Consider the following 23,133-nt stretch of genomic DNA (forward strand, 5'->3'; position numbering starts at 1 on the left):
AAGGGAAAACGGGCAGGGAAAACGCGAAAATCCGCAAAGAAATTTGTAACAGCCGCAGGTGAGCCACAATTCGCCGAGCTTTTTCGGCAAAACGATGGGGGGACGGCACTACGACGTTGCTTTCACCGTGACCCAGTAGCGGCTGCGCAGCACTACTTCGACCGGTAGCACCGTAGGCAAGGTCTGGAGGATGCGATCGGTGTCATCGAGCGGGAAAACGCCCGAAAAGCGGAGATTCGCGGCGTCCGGCTCACAGCGCACAATGCCGGGGCGGTAGCGGGAGAGGTCGGCAAGAAAATCGCCGAGACGCACGTTGTCGGCGACGATCTGCCCGCGCGTCCAGGCCGCGTCGCGATCCGGCGACGGCAACGCGGCATCGATGGCGCGGCGGCTGAAGGTGGTGCGCTCTCCTTCGCGCAGCACGAGCACGTCGGACGTATCGTTCGGGCGAATCTCCACCGCGCTCTGCAAGACGGCGACGGCGGTGCGGCCATCATCCTGACGCACTGTGAAGCGGGTACCGAGCGCACGGATGTGCCCTTCGTCGGTTGCGACCACGAACGGGCGCCGGTCGATGCCACCGGTGGCTTCGCGATGTCCGGTCACGATCATGACCTCGCCCGCGACGAGACGGACAAGACGTCGCTGCCCGTCGTATCGCACGTCGATCGCGCTGGCCGTATTGAGCAGGATCCGTGTCCCGTCGCTGAGCGATACGGTACGCTGCTCGCCCGTGGCGGTGCGATAGTCGGCGATGGCGGTTTGCCAGGTGCGCGTACGCGAAGTCAGCACCCAGGCACCGCCGATCGCGCCGCCCCAGAGCAACAGGTTCAGGGCTTTGCGCCGGGCGAGCGCCTTCGGCCCGTTCAAGGGCGACAGCACCTTGTAGGCCGCATCCGGTTCCATCAGCCTGAACCGGCCGGTCACCGTTTCGATGTGCTTCCACGCGCGCTCATGATCGGCATGCGCATCGCGCCACTGCTGCAGACGCATGCGATCGTGGTCCGTTGCCTCGCCGGACATCAACAGCGTCAGCCACCCGGCCGCCTGGTCGGCGACGGCGTCGCTGATCGGCTGGCCGCCGGCTAGCGGCGTTGGCCGCGATGAAGAAGACAGGGACATGGCGCGGGCGGCGGGTTGATCATGCTGCCAGGGCGAACAGGCACTGGCGGTTGGCACGCGTCAGATACTGCTTGACCGAACTGGCGGAGACCTTCAGTCTGGCCGCGATGTCGGCGTAGCTGAGCTCTTCGAGATGGGCGAGCAGAAACGCTTCCCTGACCTTCGGCGGCAGGCCGTCGAGCGCCCGGTCGAGCTGCTGCAGGGCTTCCAGTGCGAGAAGCTGCACTTCCGGCGACGGCGCCAGCTCTTCGGGTATGGCGGCCAGCATTTCCAGATAGCTGGCTTCCAGGAGTCTGCGTCGATGACGGCGCGCCATCAGGCGGCGCGCGATCGTAACGAGAAAAGGGCGAGGTTCGCGAATGTCGCTCGCCGTTCCATCGTCGATGATGCTGAGGAATGTGTCCTGTGCCAGATCCGCCGCTTCGCAGCCATCGCTGATGCGCCTGCGCAGCCAGCCGTACAGCCACCCGTGATGGTCGCTGTAGAGCGTTTCTACCCGTTGGTGCAGGGCAAGTTCGACGATGGACATAGGAATGCGGCCCCATTTCCTCCGACACTGTGCGGTCAGATTTGGTGTATTTGCAAATAAGAATTATTCCGCATTTATACCCCGATCAAAGCACATGACGCAACACCCGGCGTGAGCGCCGTGGCGCCGACCCCGCATGCGAGGCTCGTCACCGAGCCTCGCATGGAATGCTCAAAACCCTCAATACCCGTATGCCGAGCCGTTCCGGCGATTATCGGCGGCGCCCGAGTAAACCGGATATCCATTGGCGTCGTAGGAAACCGCGATCCCGGACAAACCGCTCACCAATCCATCGAGCGCGATCGTCCCGCTCTTATAAGCGTGATCTGTCGTGAGTGTGTTCAGCATCGACGCAATCGGTTTGCCCGTCTCCAGTTCCGCAACGGAGTCCGCGCTGTCCTGCCCGCTCCAGTTGTCGGCATTGAGCGACGCCTGAAGATCCTGCCCGAATACGACGTTGCCGAGGAACGCCTTCACGATGTAGTCCGGAATCGGACCACCGCCCGCCGAACCCCAAACGAGACGCAAACGATTCTGCCCGTCGAAGGCCAGCGAAGGAGAGATCGAGGTACGCGGACGCTTGTCAGGCGCAAGACCATTGACGTCGCTTCCCACCGCGCCGGCGGAAAAATTCGACAAGGCGTCGTTCAGCATCATGCCCGCGGCTTCGATGTGAGCACCCCAGTGCGTATTGATGGTGGTCGTCATCGAAAGCGCGTTGCCGTATCCGTCGATGATCGCCACGTTGCTGGTGGTATTGAAGTCTTCGTTGCGCAGTCCCGGCCCACCGATCTGGGCACGCGTGAGCGGCTTGCGCACTGCGCTTGCGAGCCGCACCGCGCTTTGCGCCTGATTCGCCGCCAACGGGTTGTAGGTAGCCGGGTCCGTCGCCACAAAAGCGGGAATGCCCTGCGCGGTGGTACCCGCGCTCACCGTGGGCAATGCGGTTTCGCTCATCAACGCCGCCCGGCTGTCGAGATAGCTGTCCGCGAGCAATGCCTGAACGCGGGCATCCGTATTGGAATAAGCCGGATCGCCGAGATAAGTACGGCGATCGATATTCGCAAGACGGCTGGCTTCAGTCGCGAGATATGTGTATTCCTCGCTGCCGAATGTCTGCGCAGCCATGTTTTTTCGCTCCAGCAAACCCAGCGTATACAGCACGACCGTGCCCCCGAACGATGGCGCCGGCTGCGTATACACGGTCGTACCGAAGCGCGAAGCGCTCAACGGTTTCCGTTCGACAGCCCGATAGTTCGTGAAGTCCGCCGCCGTCATCAGGCTGGGAATACGCGCGGGCACGGGATTGGAGGACGAATACAGCGTGTAGCAATTGTTGGTCGTGGTGCCCGGCAGATATTTGTCGGCGGCGAAGCGCGCAAGAATCGCCGCCACGATCGGACCATTGGCGTCATAGAACGCGGCTGCGCCGCCATCGCGCACCTGCGCGAGCGTGGTAGCCAACTGCGGGTTCCTGATCGTGGTGCCGACCGGAAGCGGCAACGCCGAATTCGGATCCGACGTATCGCAGTAGCGATTGTGAATGTCCGTGTACTTGCAACGCACGGCACCCTTCGCTGTTCCCGTGCTGTTGATCCAAGCAGGTTCGCCGCCGGCGGGCAGCGGCAATCCCGTATCCTCGTCGTAGTCGGTGCCGGCGTTATAGAGCGTCGAGTACATGTACTTCGACATCGGGAAGCCGTTGGTGGCGTAATTGATCGCATCGGTCCACAGCGCGTTCCATGGCTGCTTGCCGTAAGCCTGATGCACCATGTCGAGTACTTTCAGCGTCCCGGGTACGCCCGTCGCTCGTCCGGAGATATTGGTGTTGCCCTGCCATGCCGAAAGGCTGTCGCCGAGTTTCAGACCGGACTTGCACTTCAGATCGTCCGCCACCGCCGCCTGATAGATCGACGACACGCCGCCGGTGGTGGACGGCGCCGCCGCGAGGCCGTCGAATGCGCGCACCTTCTGCGTCGCGGCGTCATAGTAAGTAATCAGGCTCCCTCCACCGAGCCCCGATGCAAAAGGCTCGACCACGGCGAGTACGCCTTGCACGGCAATCGCCGCATCGATCGCCGTGCCGCCGGTCGCCAGAATCTTGCAGCCGGCCGCCGACGCGTTGATATCCGCCGACGTCACCATCATGTTGGTGCCCGTGATGCCGACCGTTTGACCATACGGCGCGTTTGCCTGCGGCGTGCACAGCGTAGGGTCGAACTTGACCTGACGGGGCGGCGGGCTCTCCGGCGGCGTGTCCGAAGCCGGCGCCGGGCCCGTCGTCGTGCTGCCCGACGATATACCTCCCCCGCACGACGCGAGGACGATCGACGTCGCAAGCAGCGACGCGCCTGTGATGGTCCGATTTCCGTACTTTCCGTGTCTCATGGGTCTTCCCGCACCTGTATTGACTTGAAGTGGAAAATGCGTGGCGATGCCTTCGTCACCGGATGCAATCGCGGCGTCGGGTTTTGCCCCGCGCCGTCATTCCGGGAATTCCTCCGGCCGACTTCCTTCAGCCAGCCTTAGCGCCTCGAGAGCACGCATGCGCGTTCTGGCCTGTTCCGGTATCGCGCGCAACAACGCAGCCATCAACGCCTCGCACTGCGCGAGCGCGGGTACCTTGGTGTCGAATGGAGACAGGTTCTGCACCGCACTCGTGAGCGTTATGTCGGAGAAACCGGAAATGGGCGACTTCCACTCGTCCGTAAACAGGACGATCCTTGCACCACGTTTCTTTGCCTCGCGCGCATAGTTGATGACGGTTTCCTGATACCGGCGAAAGTCGTACACGACGAGCAGAGTGCCGGGCGTCATGTCCATCAGACTGGCGCTCGCCCGGTCGATCGACGGATCGACCTGCATGGTCCGCGGACGAATCTGATTGAGGTGCGACGCGAGTCGCCACGCGAGAAACACGCTCGCCCGGCCTCCGCAACACAGAACCGCCTGACTGGTATCGGCGAGCAAATCGACGGCCGCCCGGAAGTCCGCGCTCGTGCCCTGCTCCGCGACTTTGGCGAGGGAAACCGCCAGATGTCGAAACACGCTTTTTTGCACATCGTCGTCGATGAAGTCGGAAGCCATTCCCTCCAGCATCGAGAGCGGTGAATTCATTCGCGCATCGACTTCGGCGAGCAGTGCTTGCTGAAACGCGGGGAAACCGTCGAACCCGAGTTTGACGACCATCCGGTGAACCGTCGGATCGCTGACCCCGGCTTGCGCCGCCAGACTGGACAACGAAGTCAAGCCGGCGCTGGGATAGTTGCGCAGCAATACGTTTGCGATCTTCAACTCTGACGGAGTGAAGCCCGACGCTTTCTGTTGCACTCGCAGTTTGATCGGATCACGCATTCGGTCTTTGCTTGCGTTCTGCTTTCGTTTTATCGTGAAGGGTTGGTTTTATTACAATGTAATTCTATATTCGGAAAATTTGATGCAGCAAGGCTTAAAAAATAAGCATTTACCCTTGCTCAACTGTTTATTTTTCTACATTGTGAGCTGAGTAAGTCGGCATCTGTCTGCTCATCCGCGGCGGTGGATTTTCCAATGCGGGAGCGCATCGTAGTCGTCGACGTTCAGAAAACGGAAAAATCGTGCGCTAAGCGTGCGCTGAGGCAGGTACCCAGCGGTAGAGCGTCGGAACCGACACGCCGAGATTCCTGGCCACGTCCCTGGGCGGCACACCACTGGCCAGCAGCTTCCTGGCTGACTCGATCTTGCTGTCGGTCATCTTGGGCTTGCGACCACCTTTGCGGCCAAGCTGCTTTGCAACTTCAAGCCCGGCACGGGTGCGCTCGATAGTCAGTTCGCGCTCCATCTCGGCCAGGCTGGCCATGACGTGGAAGAAAAACCGGCCTGACGGCGTGCCGGTGTCGATAGAGTCGGCGAGGCTCCGGAATTGGACGCCGTGCCTGTGCAGATCACCGATCAGATCGACCAGTTGTTTGACGCCGCGGCCCAGTCGGTCGAGCTTCCAGACAACCAATGTATCGCCCTCACGCAGCACTTCCAGAGCCTTGGTCAAGCCTGGGCGGTCAGCCCGCGGGCCGCTCACCTTATCTTCAAAAAGCTTTTGGCATCCGGCATTGACCAGAGCTTTACGCTGCAATTCAAGGTTCTGTTCGTGGGTTGAGACACGAGCGTAACCGATCAACGTTGTCAATTTCAGCTCTCGTGATCCGTAGGGACAGTGGCATGGAAGTCTGCAATCTCGTCATGCTCAGGTGCTTCCCACATGACGCTGGCGAGTTCGAGGATCGGGCATCTGATTGGCCTTGGACACGGCGACCGCATGGAGCCGAATCACACCCAATAGTCTGTCCTTGCGCTGCAAGTACCGGGCTATGAGGTTCTTGCTTTTGTGACCACTTCAACTCATTCGTCTTCAACATCCGGGCTGACAGCGGGCAATTGCCTGAGCAGTTCCGGCAACGCGGTTTGCACGGTGTCCCACACCACGTCGAGGTTGATGTCAAAGTAGCCGTGGGCAATGCGGTTGCGCATGCCACGCATGCCGCGCCAAGGTACTTCGGGGTGCGTCTGCGCGAACTCGGTATAGCCGTCCATTACCTTCGTGGCTGCTTCGCCGATGATGATGAGGCTCATGATGACGGCCTGCTGGGTGCGCTTGTCCTCGAGGAAGTCGTCCTTGGCCAGGCCTGCCACGAAGCTGCACGCATCAGTCGCGGCCTGCTGCATGTGGTCCAGGTAATCGGGCAGCCGACTCTCGCTCATACCGGCTCCGCTTCCGCGAGCACCTTGGCCCGAAACCTGGGCGGCAGGTCGGCCGGAGTCAGCAGATCGACGTGGATGCCGAGCAGGGATTCCAGTTCGTCTTGCAAGCCGCCCAGGTCGAACAGCGTTGCACCGGGCAGCGCATCGACCAGCAGATCGAGGTCACTGCCATCCCGGTCGGTGCCGTGCAGCACCGAACCGAAGACGCGCGGATTCGCGGCACGGAAGCGGCTTGCCGCTTCGCGCACGGCGCTTCGCTTCATGTCGAGCACAACGGACGGTCGCATGGTCATCCTTCTTATCAAAACTCGTTGAGATGATATGCAATCAAGAATTGAGTTTCAAGAACTGTTTTCGAGAATTTCAATGCCTTGATTTCAGTGCCGCGCCGGTTACCTTGGCGAGCTTGTCGACGAGAAAACTGCGTTGACAACGCGCCGATCGAGTCATTCCGGAGAACCGAAAAGCGAACCGGCCTATCGTCACCGATTCGCGACGCGCGAGCAGCCAAAGCGCGCGTTTTGTCGCTTTTCAATCGCCGTCCACACCTGCTTCACACCTGCAATACCAGCCGGGAAAAATCGCAGCATGTCCTGCACAGCCTCGCCACCTCGCCGAGAAAATCCACGTGCTCGGTAGGCAGATACATGGCGGCGTACTGGATTTTCGGCAATGCCGGCGTCGTTGTCGCGGTTCGCAGCGCGCCGTGCGCTATCAGGTGCGACAGGCATTCCCTCGGTAGAAAGCTGATGCCCAGCCCCGACACCGTCAGGCCGATCTGGGCCACCAGGTTGCTGCACACGACGGTTCTGGGCGTGTCGATGCCGTGGGCCCGGAACCATTGGCCATAGGCGATGCCCATGCCGGAATCCTTGCCTTGGACAATGAGGGTTTGTTGCGCGATCTCGGTCAGGGGAAAAACGCGTTTGACCGGCAAGACGCCATCGGCGTACATCCACGCATTCCTGACCGTACCCACCGGCATGACGGAAAAGCGCGGGTCGTGGAACACATCGGGCACGATGATCAGATCTATGGTGTGATCGGCGAGCCGTTCGTACAGCATATGGCCCAAGCCCACTTCCGGCACGATCTCCAACTGCGGAAAACGCTTGCGCAAATGCGCCACCAGCATAGGCAACCACGTCAGCGCCGTCAGTTCCGTCACACCGAGCCGCAGCCTGCGGAACATCGCGTCCTTCGCCCCCAGTTGCACCAGCAGGCCATCGCGCATGCTCAGCAGTTGCCGCGCCGAACGCAGGATCTCCTCGCCTTTGGGCGTCAGGACGGCGGCGCGGCGGCTGCGATCGAAGATCAGAAGATCGAAGCGGCTTTCGAGTTCCTGGATGCGCTTTGAAATGGCCGATTGCGTCGTGCTGAGCCGCAAGGCGGCCGCATCGAAACTGCCGAGCTCCGCAATCCAGTACAGCGCCTCGACCTGCTTTAACGTAATCACCGCTCCCCTCCCCCATGCTCGAGCGGATCGATCCGGCCCAATTCGACGGCGACCCGATACATGAAAAAAAGCGATGCTATCAGAAATAAAAAATTCGCTTTTTCGCATGAATTTGTACCGATACGCTTTCAGTAGATGCACGCTAATACGCCGAGCGACAGGTGCACCCCGAAGGGAAAACCCTGAGTATTGGCCGGGATGTTCAGATGTTTTTTGAAGCCACCTCCTCTTACTGAAAACAGGTAACCATGCTTAAGAAAAATGGATTCAGGGCAATTTCCGCGATCTCGCTCGCGTGCGCCGTTTCTCTGGGTTTGATCGGCTCGGTGCATGCCGAAAATAACGCCGACGGTTTCGTGATCAATTCGAAAATCTCGAAGGCGACCCTCAACCCGGCCGCGGTGGCCGCGCTGCCGGCGGACATCAAGGAAAAAGGCGTTCTGACCATCGGCGGCGAAACCACCCTGCCCCCGTACCTTTATCGCGAGAATGGCGGCATTACTGGCATCGAAGCGGATTTCATGCAGGCGCTCGGCCAGGCGCTCGGGCTGCATATCAAGGTCATCAATACCGATTTCGGGTCCATGGTGATAGGCCTGACCTCCGGCCGCCTGGACGTGGCGATGTCCGACTTCTCCGACACGCCCGAGCGTGAAAAGCAGGTGACCTTCGTCGACTACACGAAAACCGGCCAGCAGTTGATCGTCGCCAAGGGCAATCCGAAGAACATCCATTCCGTGACGGATCTTTGCGGCACCACCGCGGGTGGACCTGTCGGCAGCCTCTCGCTTGCGATCGCCCAACGGCAGTCCGAGGCTTGCACCAAGGCCGGCAAACCGGCGGTGACCGTGCAGGGCTATCCGTCGGCCAGCGCTTCGGACCTCGCGCTGCGGACCGGACGCATCGACACGATGGGCATCGACTATGCAATCGCGGCCAATATCGTCAAGACCTCGGGCGACAAGGCCGAGCTGACCGGCGATCTTTTCGAATCCGGACTCCATGGCGCGGCCGTCAAGACCAGCAACACGCAGCTCGCCAAGGCCTTGCAACTCGCGTTCGAGGGCATTTCCAAACAGGGGATCGACAAGCAGATCGTCGATTTCTATGGCGTGTCTCAAATGCGGATCGACAGCCCGGTGATCAATGCCATGCAAGGGAAAAATTAAGACCCGGCATGTGAATCATCGCTACGGTGCGTAGCCTCTGCGCACCGTAGCGCCAGGCAATGGCGGTCGCGCCGGACGCTCTGAACGCGAGGGACCCTTCGATGGAACAGAATGACGAGCGCACTCGTCAATTGCGCATTATTCGCAGCAAGCATCCAGTCCAGATAGCGATTGGTGTCGTGGTCCTGATATTTCTGCTCTCGTTTCTATTCCGCATCGCGGACAACGAGAACATGCAATGGCCGGTGATAGGCCATTACCTCTTCGATTCGCACGTGCTGTCCGGAGTGCGCGTGACGCTGGTGGTCACCATCGTATGCCAGATTCTCGCGATCATCATCGGCACCCTGGTCGCAATCATGAGGCTCTCCAGAAGCCGCATATTCGTGACCATCGCGAACGGCTATCTCTGGTTTTTCCGCGGCACGCCGCTGCTGGTGCAGTTGATCTTCTGGTACAACCTCGCCGCGCTGTTTCCGGTCCTGTTTCTGGGCGTGCCCTTTACAAACCTCGGCATCATGCTCAAGACCAATGCGGTGATCTCGGGCTTCACCGCCGCCGTCGTGGGCTTCTCCCTGCACGACGGCGCCTATATGGCCGAAATCGTCCGCGCGGGCATCATGTCGGTCGATCCCGGCCAGCGGGAAGCGGCAATCACGACGGGCATGACCGAAAGCCAGGCGATGCGCCGGATCATCCTCCCGCAGGCCATGCGAGTCATCGTGCCGCCCACCGGCAACCAGGCGATCAATCTGCTGAAAGCGACCGCGCTGGTGGCCTTCATTTCCGGTGGCGACCTGCTGAGCAATGTCCAGGAGATCTACTCCGTCAATTACGCGGTCATGCCGCTGCTCGTGGTAGCCACCATCTGGTATCTCGCGCTCGTTACCGTCGCCACGCTCGGCCAATACTATCTCGAGCGCACGATAGGCAAGGGATATAACCGGTCCAACGGCAGGAAAAACGGCGCGGCAAAAATCAACGTGAATATGGACACCGCCTAAGCACCTCCGTGGCGAGCGATAGATAGAAAGGGAAACGACAATGGCCGAATCCGAAGCGCCGGTTGTTGAGATAGTCAACGTCAAGAAGCAGTTTGGCGACAAGGTCGTGCTCAACGGCATCGATCTCCACGTGATGAAGGGCGAGGTGGTCGCCATTCTCGGCCCTTCGGGGTCCGGAAAATCCACGCTGCTGCGTTGCGTCAACCACCTGGAAGAGGTGACGAGCGGTTCCATCAAGGTGTGCGGCAACTACATCGGCTACGAACGCCGCGGCGACACGCTCAGGGAAATCTTCGGCAAGCGCCTTGCCAGGCAGCGGCAGAAAGTGGGAATGGTGTTTCAGCACTTCAATCTCTACCCCCACAAGACCGCGCTGGAAAACGTCATCGAAGGTCCGGTGCATGTTCTCAAAACACCCCGCGAGCAAGCCGTCGCCCGCGGGCGCGAATTGCTGCTGCGGGTCGGCCTGGGCGAGCGCGTGAACGCCTATCCGTCGGAACTGTCCGGTGGCCAGAAGCAGCGGGTCGCGATAGCCCGGGCGCTGGCGATGGACCCGGAAGTCATTTTGTTCGACGAGCCCACTTCCGCGCTGGATCCGGAGCTGGTGAACGAAGTGCTCAACGTGATGAAAGAGGTCGCCTCCCTCGGCATATCCATGCTCGTCGTCACGCACGAAGTCGGCTTTGCCCGTGAAGTGTGCAGCCGCGTCGTATTCATGGCCGATGGCGGCATCGTGGAAGAAGGTCCCGCGCATCAGGTCATCGACAACCCCAGGCAACAGAGAACCCGGGAATTCCTTGGCGTCGTGCCGAGGAAAATGGAGAAAGTAAATTGAATCAACCCCTACCCTCGATTTCATCCGACGCCGTATTGCGCGTGAGGAGCCAGTCCCTGCGGGGCAAGAACCTGATTCCGGGCGTTACCGACAAAGTTTCGCTCGCCATCGGCGAGCCGGACTTCGATACGCCCCAAGTGGTCATCGATGCCCAGATACAGGCGATCAGGTCCGGTTATACGCATTACTCGCCGCAAGAAGGCCGCTCCGAGCTCGTGAACGCGATCTTGCAAGCGGCGGTCGGCGTCGCCGGCAAAGCTTTTTCGTCCGAGAACATACTGGTCACTCATGGCGGCTCGGCGGGCCTCACCGCCACCATTGTGGGCCTCCTCAATCCCGGGGATGTGGTGCTGCTGGAAGACCCGACCTATTCCCTCTATCTGGACGCGATCAATCTGGTCGGCGCCAACGTGAAGCGGTTTTCCAGGGACGCGGACGGGAAGCTCGATTTCGACGCGATCAACAACGATGCCAAGGGCGCCAAACTGATCGTCCTGTGCCATCCGTCGAATCCGACCGGGGCCGTCATCAGCCCGATCGAATGGGCGTCGTTCGCGGACATCGTCAGGCGCAACGGCCTCGTGATCCTGTGCGACGAGGCCTACGAAGGACTCACCTACGACAACGATTTCGTGTCGGCGCTCGACATACCCGGTCTGGGCGACAACCTGATCGTCTGCCGCACGTTTTCGAAAAAATACGCGATGACCGGATGGCGGCTGGGCTACCTCGTCGGCGAGCCGCGCCTGGTTGCGGCCGCCTCCACGGCCCACCGCACGTTCAATGGCGCGATCAATTCGGCCAACCAGCTCGCCGGCGCGACCGCGCTGCTGAAGGCGGGCGAAGACGCGGAGAAGATGCGACGTATCTTCCAGACGCGGCGTGACCTCATGGAGGCGTGCCTGCGCAAGATTCCCTCCATCCGGTTCAGACGCTCCGAAGGCGCTTTCTATTTCTGGCTGCACTATCCCGACAAGCTGGGGACGTCGCTGGAAGTCGCCGCCAGGGCCGCCGAAGCGGGTGTGATGGTCAGGCGCGGCGAAGAGTTCGGCAGCAGCGGCAGGCATGCGCTGAGGCTGTCGTATGCGACCGATGAACGCTCGATCGAAGAAGGTGTGGCGCGATTGGGACGCCTCCTTTCCTGATTCCCGCCTCTGATTCCTGCCTTCGCTGAGACAAAAGCTCGGCTATTCCCCCGGGGTCTATTGCCGTAACAGCCTGCCGGGAACCCGTACGCATGCCGGCAGCAGACCACGGCGATTCATTTCACGGCCCGGATTGTGCCGGGCCTTTCAAGGAGCCCCCAATATGCCAATCGGATTCAGAATTCTCGACCGCAAGCGCGCGGTCAGCGCGGAAGTGGCCAGGCGCTTTGCCGGCGTGCCCGTGGCCTGCATCAGCGATGTGATGTCGCGCATGACCGCGGGCGGCCCGACCTTGCGCCCCATGCATGCCGGCGGCGTGCTCAGCGGCCCCGCGTTCACGGTCAAGACCCGTCCGGGCGACAACCTGATGGTGCACAAGGCGTTGACGCTGGCCCAGCCGGGCGACGTCATCGTGGTGGACGCCGGCGGCGATCTGACCAATGCCATCATCGGCGAGCTGATGCTGTCCTACGCGATGAAGCGCGGCTTTGCCGGCATGGTCATCAACGGCGCCATCCGCGATTCGGACTGGATCAGCAAGCACGATATGCCGGTCTACGCCGCCGGCGTGACTCACCGCGGCCCCTACAAGGACGGCCCCGGCGAGATCAACGTGTCCGTGGCTTTCGGCGGCATGCTCGTCGAGCCCGGCGATCTGATCGTGGGCGACGCGGACGGCTTCGTGTGCGTGCCCTACGACGATGTCGAGACGGTCTACGCGATGGCTGCGAAGAAAAGCGCGGGCGAAGCGAAGATCCTCGAGAACACGCTGGCGAACAGGTTCGACGACAAATCGTGGATCGACGAGTCCCTGCGCCGGTTGGGCTGCGAAGGCCTGTAACACGCCGTCGGACCAGGCCGGCCTGAACTCACCCTGATCTCACGCTGAAATCGCCCTGTTTCCGGGGCGATTTTCCGCAAGTGCACATCGCCACGCCGTTCGGAACCGGACGGCAGATGGGACGATCGTTGCAATCGCAAACCGCGAATCCCCTCGCTCGCAAGCAACGCGCCCGATGCGATCCGATGCGCATCTCCACTGCCCGATCGCAGCCGATCAGTCAGCCGGATATTCACTTTGTTTTTGATCCGGCATAGACTGAACTCAGACTTTCATCCGCCAAAAGGCTTTCCGCTTCACCGTTGCCGCCCGGCGGCGACGGCTGCTGTCTGTCGTGCTTCGCGAGCCGACGCAACGCGAGCCGGTTCGTGCCCAATCAACATCTGAACGGGACGACTCATCATGGCCGATACGGGTTACATGGCACGGAAAACCGTTGCCGATATCGTCGATAGCGCCGATGTGGACGAAGGCCACAAGCTCTCGAAAACGCTCGGCGCCACCAGCATCACCGCAATGGGCATCGGCGCGATCATCGGGGCCGGCATCTTCGTGCTGACCGGCACGGCGGCCGCGCAGTTCGCGGGACCGGGCATCATGCTGTCGTTCGTGCTAGGCGGCATCGCGTGCGCGTTCGTCGGCCTGTGCTACTCGGAGCTCGCGGCGATGCTGCCCGTGTGCGGCAGCAGCTACACGTACACGTATGCGACGCTCGGCGAGATCTTCGCGTGGGTCATCGGCTGGGACCTGATCCTCGAATACGCGATGGGCGCGGCGACCGTCGCGGTCGGCTGGTCAGGCTATGTCGTGAGCCTGCTGCGCAACGTCGGCATCGAGATTCCCCCTACTCTCGCCGCCGCGCCCGGCACTATCGTCAAGCTCGCGGACGGCACGACGGCCACCGGTCTCGTCAATCTGCCGGCGATCTTCATCGTCGCGATCCTGACCACGATGCTTGTGCTCGGCACGAAGGAATCCGCGCGGATCAACAACATCATGGTCGCGGTCAAGCTGACCGTGGTGATCGCGTTCATCGCGATCGGCTTCTTCTTCATCAAGCCTGAGCACTGGCATCCGTTTATCCCGGCCAATACCGGCGAGTTCGGCAACTTCGGCATGAGCGGGATTCTGCGCGGTTCGGCCGTGGTGTTTTTCGCGTTCATCGGCTTCGATGCGGTGTCCACCGCCGCGCAGGAAGCACGACAGCCGCAGCGCGACATGCCGATCGGCATTCTCGGCTCGCTCGTCATCTGCACGGTGCTGTACATCCTCGTCGCGGCCGTGCTCACCGGACTCGTGCCGTACACCGAGCTGAACGTCCCCGATCCGATCGCGAAGGGCGTCGACGCGATCGGCCTGAACTGGTTTTCGATTCTGATCAAGATCGGCGCGCTGACCGGGCTGACCACGGTGATTCTCGTGCTGCTGTATGGGCAGAGCCGCATCTTCTTCACGATGTCGCAGGACGGCTTGCTGCCGCCGTTTTTCGCGCAAGTGCACGATCGGCTGCATACGCCTTATCTGAGCCAGACACTGATCGGCGTGGTCGTTGCGCTGGTGGCCGCGTTGACGCCGATCGGCGTACTCGGCGAGATGGTCAGCATCGGCACGCTGTTCGCGTTCATCCTCGTGTGCGGCGCGGTGATCTATCTGCGGCGCAGCGACTCCGACGCGATGCGCCCGTTCCGCGTGCCCGGCGTGCCGATCGTGCCGGTGCTCGGCATCCTGTTCTGCCTGCTGCTGATGGTGGGCTTGCCGCTCGTCACGTGGATGCGGCTCGTCGTGTGGCTCGTGATCGGCATGGTGATTTATCTGTCGTACGGCCGCCATCATTCGGTGCTGCGTCACCCGGAGCGCCGGCGGACGTGAGCGCTTCGACCGCGCGCGAGCGCGGTGACCCATGACCGAGGCGACGACGCAACGCGGGTAAAACCGGCGCGCGTTCAAACCTCATCGGCGAGACACGGCACGAGACTCCGGTCCGGCAACTCGCCGATTCCCTTCTCAGGTCGTCCGGATAGTTCTCGCCCTCGTGGATGTCGAGGTCGAAGCCGGCGAAGCGTGTTGATGCGGTGGAGATCGATGCGGCTGCTTCCATTGCGGGGGCAAATTCGGGAGTGTGAAGGTTACGTTCTGTTGTCTATCGCTGCCATGGTTTGACTTTTGAGATGCCAACACCGGTATATCAAGGTCACCGCTTCAGACTTCGCGGCATTTTTCAGCTTTTTCCGATTCTGTTGATCTCCACGTTGCTCTACCCTGCCGGACAGCAAAGGCAATCGGGTAGTTCGAGCCAATATCGGAGACACATATGTCAGCAGACTGTCTATTCCTTCTTAATAGAAAAGCGACGTCCTTTCTCACATGCCGCGGACCAGGCGGCGTCGAGGCTTTTTCTGGCAAAAACGCGGGGCGAAACAATCCGGACGATACGGCGGGACCAATGGGGCAAAGCGAGGGATGTATCACCGTGGCGAATCCTTATGATTTTGAATGGCTCGCACGACACATTCGCTCGCAGCGTGCGACCTTGCCTGTGCCGAAGACGACACTGAAGGCGTATGGAACAGTTACAGTGCGCCGGTTCTGGATCACTGGGCAATATGCGCAAAGCTTCCGCAAAGATCCCGATCGCCATAACTCTGGTTGCGATTTCTATGATCGGGGGATGGCAACTGACGTATGTGATCGATATGTTGCCGTTCAATATGCCGGAGCCGGTGGAGATGTTTATCCGCTTCTGTTTGTCAGTAACCGGAAACGACGACCTGGCAAACCCCGACGATATGGCAGTGCTTGCCTTGATTTTCTACTGGGTACTGTCCACGCTGCTCGTTGGCGCGCTTCTGTACTCCGGTGTTCGAGCGGTGTGTCATCGTTGCGTGAGAAAAAATTCACAAAAATCAATTTAAAGACTGCGCTCACCCGTCGTTTCGTGCGTCAATGGCTTGATGTGCGTCACGCAATGAACATTGCGGGATATCGATCCCAAATAGCCGTTATTCCTGACTCTGCAATTTTTCAGCTTTTTCCGATTCCGTCGATCCTCGCGTCTGCTTAACCTGCGTCTTTCACAACAACTCAGAAGGCAGGAAGGACGATGATGACGCAGGATATCTTCATCAAAATTAACGGTATAGACGGCGAATCGCAAGACGCTTCGCATCTCAATGAAATCGACGTGGTTGGATGGCGTTGGCAGGTCTCGCAACAGTCCGCCATGCAATCAGGGGCCGGCGGCGGCATCAGCAAGGCTACTGTTTCCGAACTGGGGTTCACACACGCGCTGGATCGCGCGAGCCCGAACCTGGCCAGATACTGCTTTACCGGCAGTCGTATTGATCTAATCCCGATGCTACTGCCGTCGAAAACATCGGCCCGCTTCCCAAAGGCACGTATTACCTGATAGACCGGCAATCGGGGGGCTATCTCGGGCCGCTCCGTGACCTGTGGGATGCCTACGGTTTCGGATCCACCGACAGACGGAACTGGTTCATGCTGTGGAACCCTGTTTCGGGAGACACGACGAACATCAACGGGATCAAACGGGGTAATTTCAGACTACATCCAGCGGGAAGAATGGGGCTAAGCGAGGGATGTATTACTGTCGTACACCCCTATGAATTTGACCGACTGCAAAAATTCATCCGCTCGCAGGGGGCTCGTCTGTCTGTCCCGGGTACAGCATTGCGAGCGTACGGAACGGTCGAAGTGAAATGAAAAAACTTGTCATGAAGCTTTTGGCTGGTGTCGCATTCGTGGTTGCATCCGTGATAGGCGGCTGGTTTCTTGCGCTTCTCCCGGATGTGATCCCGTGCGGCAACATAGTCGATGTGTTCCCGTGCAGCAACATGCCTTACCCGGTGGACATGTTCATCCGCTTTTGCCTGTCACTAACAGGACACGACGATCTGGCGAACCTCGACGACATGGAAATACTTGCGCTGCTTTTCTATTGGGCACTGTCTACGCTGATAGTCGCCGCGCTTCTTTATGCCGGTGTGAAAACGATATGCCGCCTGTATGCGAGAAAAGGGTTGTAAAACGGCGACATTAAAAATCCCTATTTATTGCCCCCTGCACCAGGCGGGGGGCATTCATCGTGCCCCCACCCGCCAATATTGACGCCCCCCCCTTCGCGCGATACCCCCCGTCTCCAGCGAGTTCAATTCATTCGCAAGGGCCACGAATGAATTGACAAGCCACCAGGACGCGGTACGATCAGTGGAAATCTTTTCCAGGCATTATCATGCCGTCTATTCAACCCTTATTCAGACCGTAAGCCGTCAAACCCTAACCGATCTAACACGCAAAAAAAGAGTGCCTTTACCGAGGAGTTTCTCTTGCTCTGCTTCGCATCCCACCTGCGTAGTCGTGCCGTATTGCTTCTGATCACCGGTTTGCCGCTTCTCGTCGCCGCCTGTAACGACCGGCAGGCAACCCCCACCGCGGCGTCCATGCCGCCGGTTCCCGTACTGGTCGAAACGGTGTCCACCTCCGCCGTGCCCGATGTCGTGGAATTGCCGGGCCGCATCGAGGCCGTGCGCACCGCGGAGATTCGCGCGCGCGTCGACGGTATCGTCGAGCGCACGCTCTATCAGGAAGGCACCGACCTGCCCGCCAACGCCCCGCTGTTCCAGATCGACCCGAGCGACTATCGCGCGCAATTGCAGCAGGCGCAGGCCGCGCTTGCGCGCGCGAGCGCGGTGCGCGACAACGCGGCTTCGGTCGTGGACCGCTTCAAGCCGCTCGTCGGCCGTCACGCGGTCAGCGCGCAGGAATACGACGCCGCGCTCGCGACGATGCAGCAGGCGCAGGCGAACGTGGCCGATGCGCGGGCCGCGGTCTCGCTCGCGCAATTGCGGCTCGATCGCTGCATCGTGCGCACGCCGATCGCCGGGCGCGCGGGCCGCGCGCTCGTCACCGAAGGCGCGCTGGTGAGCGCCGGCGCGGCCACGCTGCTCACGCAGGTCAACCAGCTCACGCCGATCAATGCGGTGTTCACGCAGTCGAACACGGCAATGCTCGACGTCGAACAACAGATCCAGTCCGGCACGCGCAAGCCGACCGATATGAAGCACGTCGAGGTCCAGTTGGTCCTCGCGAACGGCCAGGTCTACAACGAGCGCGGCTTTCTGGACTTCGCCGACCTCGTCGTCGATCCGTCCACCGGCACGCAAACGGTGCGCGCCCGCTTCGCGAATCCGGACCGCACGCTGCTGCCGGGACAGTTCGTGCGCGGGCGCATCATCGCGGCGGGCAACCTGCAAGGCATCCGGATTCCGGAGCGCGCGGTGCAGCTCGACAACGGCGTGGCGAGCGTCGCGCTGGTCGCCGACGACGGCACCGTGGTCCACCGCAACATCGATCTCGGCGAGCAAGGCGAAGGACGCTGGACCGTGCGCGATGGTCTGAAGCCCGGCGAGCGCGTGATCGTCGACGGCTGGCAGAAGGTCCAGCCCGGCCAGCGTGTCGACGCGCGGCCCGTGCCTGAAACGCCGTCGGCCGCGGCACCGACCCCGGCTTCGGCCACGCGCTGACGGGCCCGCCGATGAATCGCTTCTTCGTCGCCCGTCCGGTCTTTGCGTGGGTCATCGCCCTCTTCACGGTGCTGTTCGGCGCGATCGCGGTCGCACTGCTGCCGGTCGAGCAGTATCCCGATGTCGCGCCGCCGTCGCTCAGCATCACCGCGGCGTTTAGCGGCGCCGACGCGCGCACGCTCGAGCGTACCGTCACGTCGATCATCGAAGACGAGATGAACGGCATCGAGAATTTTCTGTACATGTCGTCGGTGAGCCGCTCGAACGGCACGATGCAGATCACGGTCGTGCTGAAGCCCGGCACCAATCTCGACATCGCGCGCACCCAGGTGCAGGACCGCCTGAGCCGCGTCGAGCCGCGCCTGCCGCTCGAAGTCCGGCAGGTCGGCGTGCGCGTGACGAAGGCATCGTCCGGCTTTCTGATGCTGCTCGCGCTGCAGGCAACCGACGGCACCACCAACGCGGTCGCGATGGGTAACTTCGCGTCGAACAACATCGTCAACGAGTTGCGCCGCATCGACGGCGTCGGCGACGTGCAGTTGTTCGGCTCGTCGTACGCGATGCGCATCTGGCTCGACCCGCGCAAGCTCGCGGGCTTCGGCCTGTCGGCGAGCGAGGTGCTGCAGGCGATCCAGGAGCAGAACAGCCAGACGGCCGGCGGCGGCCTCGGCGATCAACCGATCGCGCCAGGCTCCGAATTCACCGCGCAGATCGTCACGCAAAGCCGCTTCTCGACGCCCGAGCAGTTCCGCGAAATCATCGTGCGCGCCAATCCTGACGGCTCGACCGTGCGCGTGGGCGACGTCGCGCGCGTCGAGCTCGGCAACGACAGCTACGGCAACCGGCTCACCGTCAACGGCAAGGCGTCGGCCGGCATCGCGATCCAGCTCGCGGGCGGCGCGAACGCGCTCGCGGTCGCTAACGCGGTGCGCAAGCGCATGACCGAGTTGCAGCCGACCTTCCCGCGCGGCGTCACCTGGACGGTGCCATTCGATACCACGCCGTTCATCACGACCTCGGTGCACGGCGTGATCCAGACGATGGTCGAGGCGCTGCTGCTCGTCACCGTCGTCGTATTCCTGTTCCTGCAGGACTGGCGCGCGACGCTGATTCCCACCCTCGTCGTGCCGGTCGCGCTGATCGGCACCTGCGCGGGGCTCTATCTGTTCGGGCTGTCGATCAACATCCTGTCGCTGTTCGGCATGGTGGTCGCGATCGGTATCCTCAATGACGATGCGATCGTCGTCGTCGAAAACGTCGCGCGGATCATGCGCGAGGAAGGGCTTAGCGCGCCGCGCGCAACCGTCAAGGCGATCGGGCAGATTTCCGGCGCGGCGATCGCAAGCACGCTCGTGCTGGTCGCGGTGTTCATTCCGATGGCATTCTTCCCCGGCTCGACGGGCGGCATCTACCGGCAGTTCTCTGTCACGCTGGCGGTATCGATCCTGCTGTCGACGCTGCTCGCGCTCACGCTCGGCGCGGCGTTGTGCGCGGCGCTGCTTCGCAGCGAAAGCGCCGACCGCACGCGGCCGAAAAACGCGGCTTCCCGCCTCATGCACCGTGTGTTCGACGGCTTCAACAACGGGCTCAACGCGGGCACCGACCGCTATATCGGCGGCGTCGACGCGATGCTGCGCTCGCCGCTGCGCTGGCTGCTGGCGTTCGTCGCGGCCTGCGCGATCACCGTGTTTTTCTTCATGCGTCTGCCGAGCGGCTTTCTGCCGACCGAGGACCAGGGGCATATATTCATCACCTACACCGGCGCGCCGGGTTCGACCGAGCAGCGCACGCAGCGCGCGATCGACCAGGTCGAGGCGTTTCTGCGGCAACAGCCGCAGGTGCGCAACGTGGCGTCGGTGACGGGCTTCAGCTTCTTCGGCCAGGGGCAGTCGGCGGCGCTGTCGTTCGTCGATCTGAAGCCGTGGAGCGAGCGCCCCGGCGAAGCGAACTCGGCGAGCGCGCTGGTGCGCCGCGCGAATGCCGCGTTCCGGCAGATTCCCGAGGCGTTCATTTTCGCGCTCGACCCGCCGCCGATCCCGTCGCTCGGCAACGCGACCGGCTTCACGATGAAGATCCAGGACCGCAGCGGTGTCGGCGGCGAAGCGCTGCAACAGGCGGCGCGGCGCATGATGATCGAGGCGTCGCAAAGCAGCGTGCTCGCGGGCGTGCGCTCGGAGGGCATGCCGGAGGCGCCGCAGCTCTATGTCGAGATCGATCGCGTGAAGGCGCGCGCGCTCGGCTTGCAGATCGGCCAGGTCAATCAGGCGCTCGCGCTGACGTTCGGCTCGAACTATGTGAACGACTTCGTGTTCGAGGGCAACGTGCTGCGCGTGCTGCTGCAGGCGGATGCCGAGCAGCGGATGCGCGCCGAGGACGTGACCTCGCTGCGGCTGCGCAACAACCGCGGCGAGATGGTGCCGTTCTCGGCGTTCACGCGCGTGCGCTGGATTTCCGGTCCGCAGCAGCTCGAACGCTATAACGGCTTTCCGTCCGCGACGCTGTCGGGCCAGGCCGCGCCCGGCCGTTCCAGCGGCGCGGCAATCGCGGAGATGGAGCGCATCGCGTCGCATGTGCTGACCGGCAACCTCACTTACGAATGGACCGGCACCGCGTTCGAGGAGAAACAGGCAAGCGGCCAGATCGGCATGCTGCTCGGACTGTCGCTGGTGGTCGTGTTCCTGCTGCTCGCGGCGCTGTACGAGAGCTGGGCGATTCCGGTCGCGGTGCTGCTGATCATCCCGTTCGGCGTGATCGGCGCCGTGCTGCTGACGATGATGCGCGGCCTGTCCGCCGACGTGTATTTCAACATCGGTCTCGTGACGATCATCGGGCTCGCGGCGAAGAACGCGATTCTGATCGTCGAGTTTGCAATCAAGGAAGAGTCCGAAGGCAAGGACGCGATGACGGCCGCGAAGAACGGCGCGCAGCAGCGCCTGCGCCCTATCCTGATGACGAGCGTGACGTTCGTGCTCGGCATGCTGCCGCTCGTGCTCGCGACCGGCGCGGGCGCGGCGAGCCGGCGCGCGGTCGGTACCGGGGTGATGGGCAGTATGTTGACCGCGACGCTGTTCGGCATCTTCTTCACGCCGCTTTTCTATGTGGCCGCGCGCCGCTGGCTGAGCCGCAGGAAGCGCGGCATCGATCTCGACGATCTGCCGCCGCTCGCCCCCGAGGCCGGCGAAACGGGCGGAGGACGGCACGATGCGTAAGCGCCTGCTGATTCCGCTAGCTTGCTGTTCGCTCGCCGCCTGCAATTTCGCGCCGCCCTATCGCCAGCCGGAATTGCCGATCGCCGATCACTTCGACATGACGGACACCGGCAACCCGGCCGCCACGCATCTCGCGAGCGAAATCGACTGGCAGACCTTCTTCGCCGATCCGCAACTGAAGCTGCTGATCGAGGCGGCGCTTGCGCACAACCGCGATCTCGCGGCATCGATTGCGCGTATCGAACAGGCGCACGCGTTCTATCGCATCCAGAACGCCGCGCGTCTGCCGCAGGTCAACGCGAACGCGGGCGCGACGCGCACGAAAGCGCCGCTCGGTTCGATCGACCCGGAGTTCGACAACACCGACATCTCCGTCCAGTTCAACCAGTACAACGTGCAGGCCGCGGTGACGTCGTTCGAGCTGGACTTCTGGGGGCGCGTGCGCAACACGAGCGAAGCCGCGCGGCGCCGGTATCTCGCGAGCGTCGAAGCACAACACGCGTTCCGTCTGTCGCTGATCGGCAATGTCGCGTCGAACTACTACGCGATCCGTTCGGGCGACGAAGGCATCGAGCTCGCGCGGCGCACGCTGGAGAGCCGCCGCTACGCGCTCGAAGTCGCGAAGCTGCGGCTCGACGCGGGCGTCACGTCGATGGTCGATTACGAGCAGGCCGCGATTCTCGTCACGCAGGCGCAGACCCAGCTTGCCGAGCTGCAACGGACCACCGCGCAGCAGCGCAACCTGCTCGAAGTGCTGATCGGCGGATCGCTCGACGAGACGCTGCGGGACACGCTACCTCAGGCGCCGCCTATCGCCGACGCCGCGCAGTTCGGCGCGCTGGACCCCGGCTTGCCGTCCGCGTTGCTGGTCAACCGGCCGGATATCCAGCAAGCCGAGCAGCAATTGCGCGCGGCCGATGCCGATATCGGCGCCGCGCGCGCGGACTTCTTCCCGCGCATCGCGCTGACGGGCAGCTTCGGTTACGTATCGCCGGAACTCGGCGACCTGTTCGTGCCCGGCAAGCAGGCGTGGTCGGTCGGCGCGCTGGTCGGCATGCCGATCTTCGATGCCGGTCAGCGCCAGGCGCAGCTTTCACAGGCGCGCGCGCGGCGCGACGAACTGGTCGCCGATTATCAGCGCACGGTGCAGAACGCGTTTCGGGAGGTATCCGATGCGCTGATCGGACGGCAACGCTACAAGGAACAGATCGCGGCGCAGGAACAGGCCGTGGAAGCGCAGCGGCAGCTCGCCGAAACGGCCGAGCTGCGCTACGAAAACGGGATCTCGATCTATCTGGAGGTGGTGGATGCGCGGCGCAATCTGTTCGCTGCCGAGCAGCAGTTGATCCAGTTGCGGGCGACTGCGTTGCAGAATGGAGTATCGCTTTACGTCGCGCTGGGTGGCGGGCCTGATGCGCCTCGCGACATGTCACCGAAGGCGTCGCAAGCCACATCGCAAGCAGACGGGGGGAGCCCCTCGAAGTAAGGCACGGCGCACATCTGTTGCGCGCCGTGCTGGCCGCCGGCGTTGCACCGGCGGGTTCAA

21 protein-coding genes and 1 pseudogene are annotated in these 23,133 nt (G+C 62.1%); 13 read left to right on the forward strand and 9 right to left on the reverse strand.

Annotation, left to right across the window (positions count from 1 at the left end; genetic code table 11):
• Positions 1-108: 108 nt before the first annotated feature.
• The 9 genes from QM685_RS17510 to QM685_RS17550 form a co-directional block, all read right to left on the reverse strand.
• Complete coding sequence (locus QM685_RS17510) at positions 109-1,179, reverse strand: FecR domain-containing protein (RefSeq protein WP_415117634.1); 1,071 nt, start codon at positions 1,177-1,179, stop codon at positions 109-111.
• A complete protein-coding gene (locus QM685_RS17515) occupies positions 1,142-1,651 on the reverse strand; it encodes a sigma-70 family RNA polymerase sigma factor (protein ID WP_415117635.1) in 510 nt (169 codons plus the stop codon). Before QM685_RS17515 ends, QM685_RS17510 begins: the two co-directional genes overlap by 38 nt.
• Positions 1,652-1,831: 180 nt before the next feature.
• Entirely contained in the window at positions 1,832-4,039 is a 2,208-nt protein-coding gene (locus tag QM685_RS17520) for a gamma-glutamyltransferase family protein (protein ID WP_415117636.1), read from the reverse strand.
• Between the two features lie 96 nt (positions 4,040-4,135).
• Positions 4,136-5,005 (reverse strand): MurR/RpiR family transcriptional regulator, encoded by an 870-nt coding sequence (locus QM685_RS17525; protein ID WP_415117637.1) that lies wholly within the window; start codon positions 5,003-5,005, stop codon positions 4,136-4,138.
• Between the two features lie 247 nt (positions 5,006-5,252).
• Complete coding sequence (locus tag QM685_RS17530; RefSeq protein WP_415117773.1) at positions 5,253-5,807, reverse strand: recombinase family protein; 555 nt, start codon at positions 5,805-5,807, stop codon at positions 5,253-5,255.
• 221 nt (positions 5,808-6,028) lie between these two features.
• Positions 6,029-6,388 carry a DUF86 domain-containing protein gene (locus tag QM685_RS17535; RefSeq protein ID WP_415117638.1) on the reverse strand — a complete coding sequence of 120 codons (360 nt, stop codon included), beginning with the start codon at positions 6,386-6,388 and terminating at the stop codon, positions 6,029-6,031.
• Positions 6,385-6,675 carry a nucleotidyltransferase family protein gene (locus QM685_RS17540; protein WP_415117639.1) on the reverse strand — a complete coding sequence of 97 codons (291 nt, stop codon included), beginning with the start codon at positions 6,673-6,675 and terminating at the stop codon, positions 6,385-6,387. The genes QM685_RS17535 and QM685_RS17540 overlap by 4 nt, the downstream gene beginning before the upstream one ends.
• A gap of 14 nt (positions 6,676-6,689) precedes the next feature.
• The gene (locus tag QM685_RS17545) at positions 6,690-6,923 is read right to left on the reverse strand and encodes a hypothetical protein (protein ID WP_415117640.1); all 234 of its coding nucleotides are present in this window, start codon (positions 6,921-6,923) and stop codon (positions 6,690-6,692) included.
• Between the two features lie 18 nt (positions 6,924-6,941).
• Positions 6,942-7,844 carry a LysR family transcriptional regulator gene (locus QM685_RS17550; RefSeq protein ID WP_415117641.1) on the reverse strand — a complete coding sequence of 301 codons (903 nt, stop codon included), beginning with the start codon at positions 7,842-7,844 and terminating at the stop codon, positions 6,942-6,944.
• A 314-nt stretch (positions 7,845-8,158) separates the two neighbouring features.
• On the opposite strand from QM685_RS17550, the gene QM685_RS17555 reads away from it, so the two are divergent.
• From QM685_RS17555 to QM685_RS17615, 13 genes and pseudogenes are all read left to right on the forward strand, one after another.
• Positions 8,159-9,013 (forward strand): ABC transporter substrate-binding protein, encoded by an 855-nt coding sequence (locus tag QM685_RS17555; protein ID WP_415117642.1) that lies wholly within the window; start codon positions 8,159-8,161, stop codon positions 9,011-9,013.
• A gap of 59 nt (positions 9,014-9,072) precedes the next feature.
• Positions 9,073-10,017: an amino acid ABC transporter permease gene (locus QM685_RS17560; RefSeq protein WP_415117643.1), complete on the forward strand. Its 945-nt coding sequence runs from the start codon at positions 9,073-9,075 to the stop codon at positions 10,015-10,017.
• 40 nt (positions 10,018-10,057) lie between these two features.
• Entirely contained in the window at positions 10,058-10,852 is a 795-nt protein-coding gene (locus QM685_RS17565) for an amino acid ABC transporter ATP-binding protein (protein ID WP_415117644.1), read from the forward strand.
• A 41-nt stretch (positions 10,853-10,893) separates the two neighbouring features.
• Positions 10,894-11,997: a pyridoxal phosphate-dependent aminotransferase gene (locus QM685_RS17570; protein WP_415117775.1), complete on the forward strand. Its 1,104-nt coding sequence runs from the start codon at positions 10,894-10,896 to the stop codon at positions 11,995-11,997.
• 163 nt (positions 11,998-12,160) lie between these two features.
• Entirely contained in the window at positions 12,161-12,838 is a 678-nt protein-coding gene (locus QM685_RS17575) for an RraA family protein (RefSeq protein ID WP_415117645.1), read from the forward strand.
• A gap of 402 nt (positions 12,839-13,240) precedes the next feature.
• The gene (locus QM685_RS17580) at positions 13,241-14,707 is read left to right on the forward strand and encodes an amino acid permease (RefSeq protein ID WP_415117646.1); all 1,467 of its coding nucleotides are present in this window, start codon (positions 13,241-13,243) and stop codon (positions 14,705-14,707) included.
• A gap of 692 nt (positions 14,708-15,399) precedes the next feature.
• A complete protein-coding gene (locus QM685_RS17585; protein ID WP_415117647.1) occupies positions 15,400-15,750 on the forward strand; it encodes a hypothetical protein in 351 nt (116 codons plus the stop codon).
• A 191-nt stretch (positions 15,751-15,941) separates the two neighbouring features.
• Positions 15,942-16,181 (forward strand): annotated as a pseudogene (locus QM685_RS17590) (Hcp family type VI secretion system effector); the annotation flags it as partial.
• 62 nt (positions 16,182-16,243) lie between these two features.
• Positions 16,244-16,558, forward strand: coding sequence for a tlde1 domain-containing protein (locus QM685_RS17595; protein WP_415117777.1), 315 nt, complete (start codon positions 16,244-16,246; stop codon positions 16,556-16,558).
• Positions 16,555-16,881: a hypothetical protein gene (locus tag QM685_RS17600; RefSeq protein ID WP_415117648.1), complete on the forward strand. Its 327-nt coding sequence runs from the start codon at positions 16,555-16,557 to the stop codon at positions 16,879-16,881. The genes QM685_RS17595 and QM685_RS17600 overlap by 4 nt, the downstream gene beginning before the upstream one ends.
• 300 nt (positions 16,882-17,181) lie before the next feature.
• A complete protein-coding gene (locus tag QM685_RS17605; protein WP_415117649.1) occupies positions 17,182-18,378 on the forward strand; it encodes an efflux RND transporter periplasmic adaptor subunit in 1,197 nt (398 codons plus the stop codon).
• 11 nt (positions 18,379-18,389) lie between these two features.
• On the forward strand, positions 18,390-21,587 hold the full coding sequence (locus QM685_RS17610; protein ID WP_415117650.1) for a multidrug efflux RND transporter permease subunit: 3,198 nt from the start codon (positions 18,390-18,392) through the stop codon (positions 21,585-21,587).
• Positions 21,580-23,073 (forward strand): efflux transporter outer membrane subunit, encoded by a 1,494-nt coding sequence (locus QM685_RS17615; protein WP_415117651.1) that lies wholly within the window; start codon positions 21,580-21,582, stop codon positions 23,071-23,073. Before QM685_RS17610 ends, QM685_RS17615 begins: the two co-directional genes overlap by 8 nt.
• Positions 23,074-23,133 lie beyond the last annotated feature (60 nt).

This window comes from Paraburkholderia sp. (assembly GCF_047605525.1).
Taxonomy (GTDB): domain Bacteria; phylum Pseudomonadota; class Gammaproteobacteria; order Burkholderiales; family Burkholderiaceae; genus Paraburkholderia.

What these genes read in the sequence shown, in the direction of transcription:
- QM685_RS17515 (WP_415117635.1), bottom strand. Translation starts at nt 1,651, where the DNA reads ATGTCCATCGTCGAACTTGCCCTGCACCAACGGGTAGAAACGCTCTAC.
- QM685_RS17520 (WP_415117636.1), bottom strand. Translation starts at nt 4,039, where the DNA reads ATGAGACACGGAAAGTACGGAAATCGGACCATCACAGGCGCGTCGCTG.
- QM685_RS17525 (WP_415117637.1), bottom strand. Translation starts at nt 5,005, where the DNA reads ATGCGTGATCCGATCAAACTGCGAGTGCAACAGAAAGCGTCGGGCTTC.
- QM685_RS17535 (WP_415117638.1), bottom strand. Translation starts at nt 6,388, where the DNA reads ATGAGCGAGAGTCGGCTGCCCGATTACCTGGACCACATGCAGCAGGCC.
- QM685_RS17540 (WP_415117639.1), bottom strand. Translation starts at nt 6,675, where the DNA reads ATGCGACCGTCCGTTGTGCTCGACATGAAGCGAAGCGCCGTGCGCGAA.
- QM685_RS17560 (WP_415117643.1), top strand. Translation starts at nt 9,073, where the DNA reads ATGGCGGTCGCGCCGGACGCTCTGAACGCGAGGGACCCTTCGATGGAA.
- QM685_RS17565 (WP_415117644.1), top strand. Translation starts at nt 10,058, where the DNA reads ATGGCCGAATCCGAAGCGCCGGTTGTTGAGATAGTCAACGTCAAGAAG.
- QM685_RS17575 (WP_415117645.1), top strand. Translation starts at nt 12,161, where the DNA reads ATGCCAATCGGATTCAGAATTCTCGACCGCAAGCGCGCGGTCAGCGCG.
- QM685_RS17580 (WP_415117646.1), top strand. Translation starts at nt 13,241, where the DNA reads ATGGCCGATACGGGTTACATGGCACGGAAAACCGTTGCCGATATCGTC.
- QM685_RS17585 (WP_415117647.1), top strand. Translation starts at nt 15,400, where the DNA reads ATGGAACAGTTACAGTGCGCCGGTTCTGGATCACTGGGCAATATGCGC.
- QM685_RS17600 (WP_415117648.1), top strand. Translation starts at nt 16,555, where the DNA reads ATGAAAAAACTTGTCATGAAGCTTTTGGCTGGTGTCGCATTCGTGGTT.
- QM685_RS17610 (WP_415117650.1), top strand. Translation starts at nt 18,390, where the DNA reads ATGAATCGCTTCTTCGTCGCCCGTCCGGTCTTTGCGTGGGTCATCGCC.
- QM685_RS17615 (WP_415117651.1), top strand. Translation starts at nt 21,580, where the DNA reads ATGCGTAAGCGCCTGCTGATTCCGCTAGCTTGCTGTTCGCTCGCCGCC.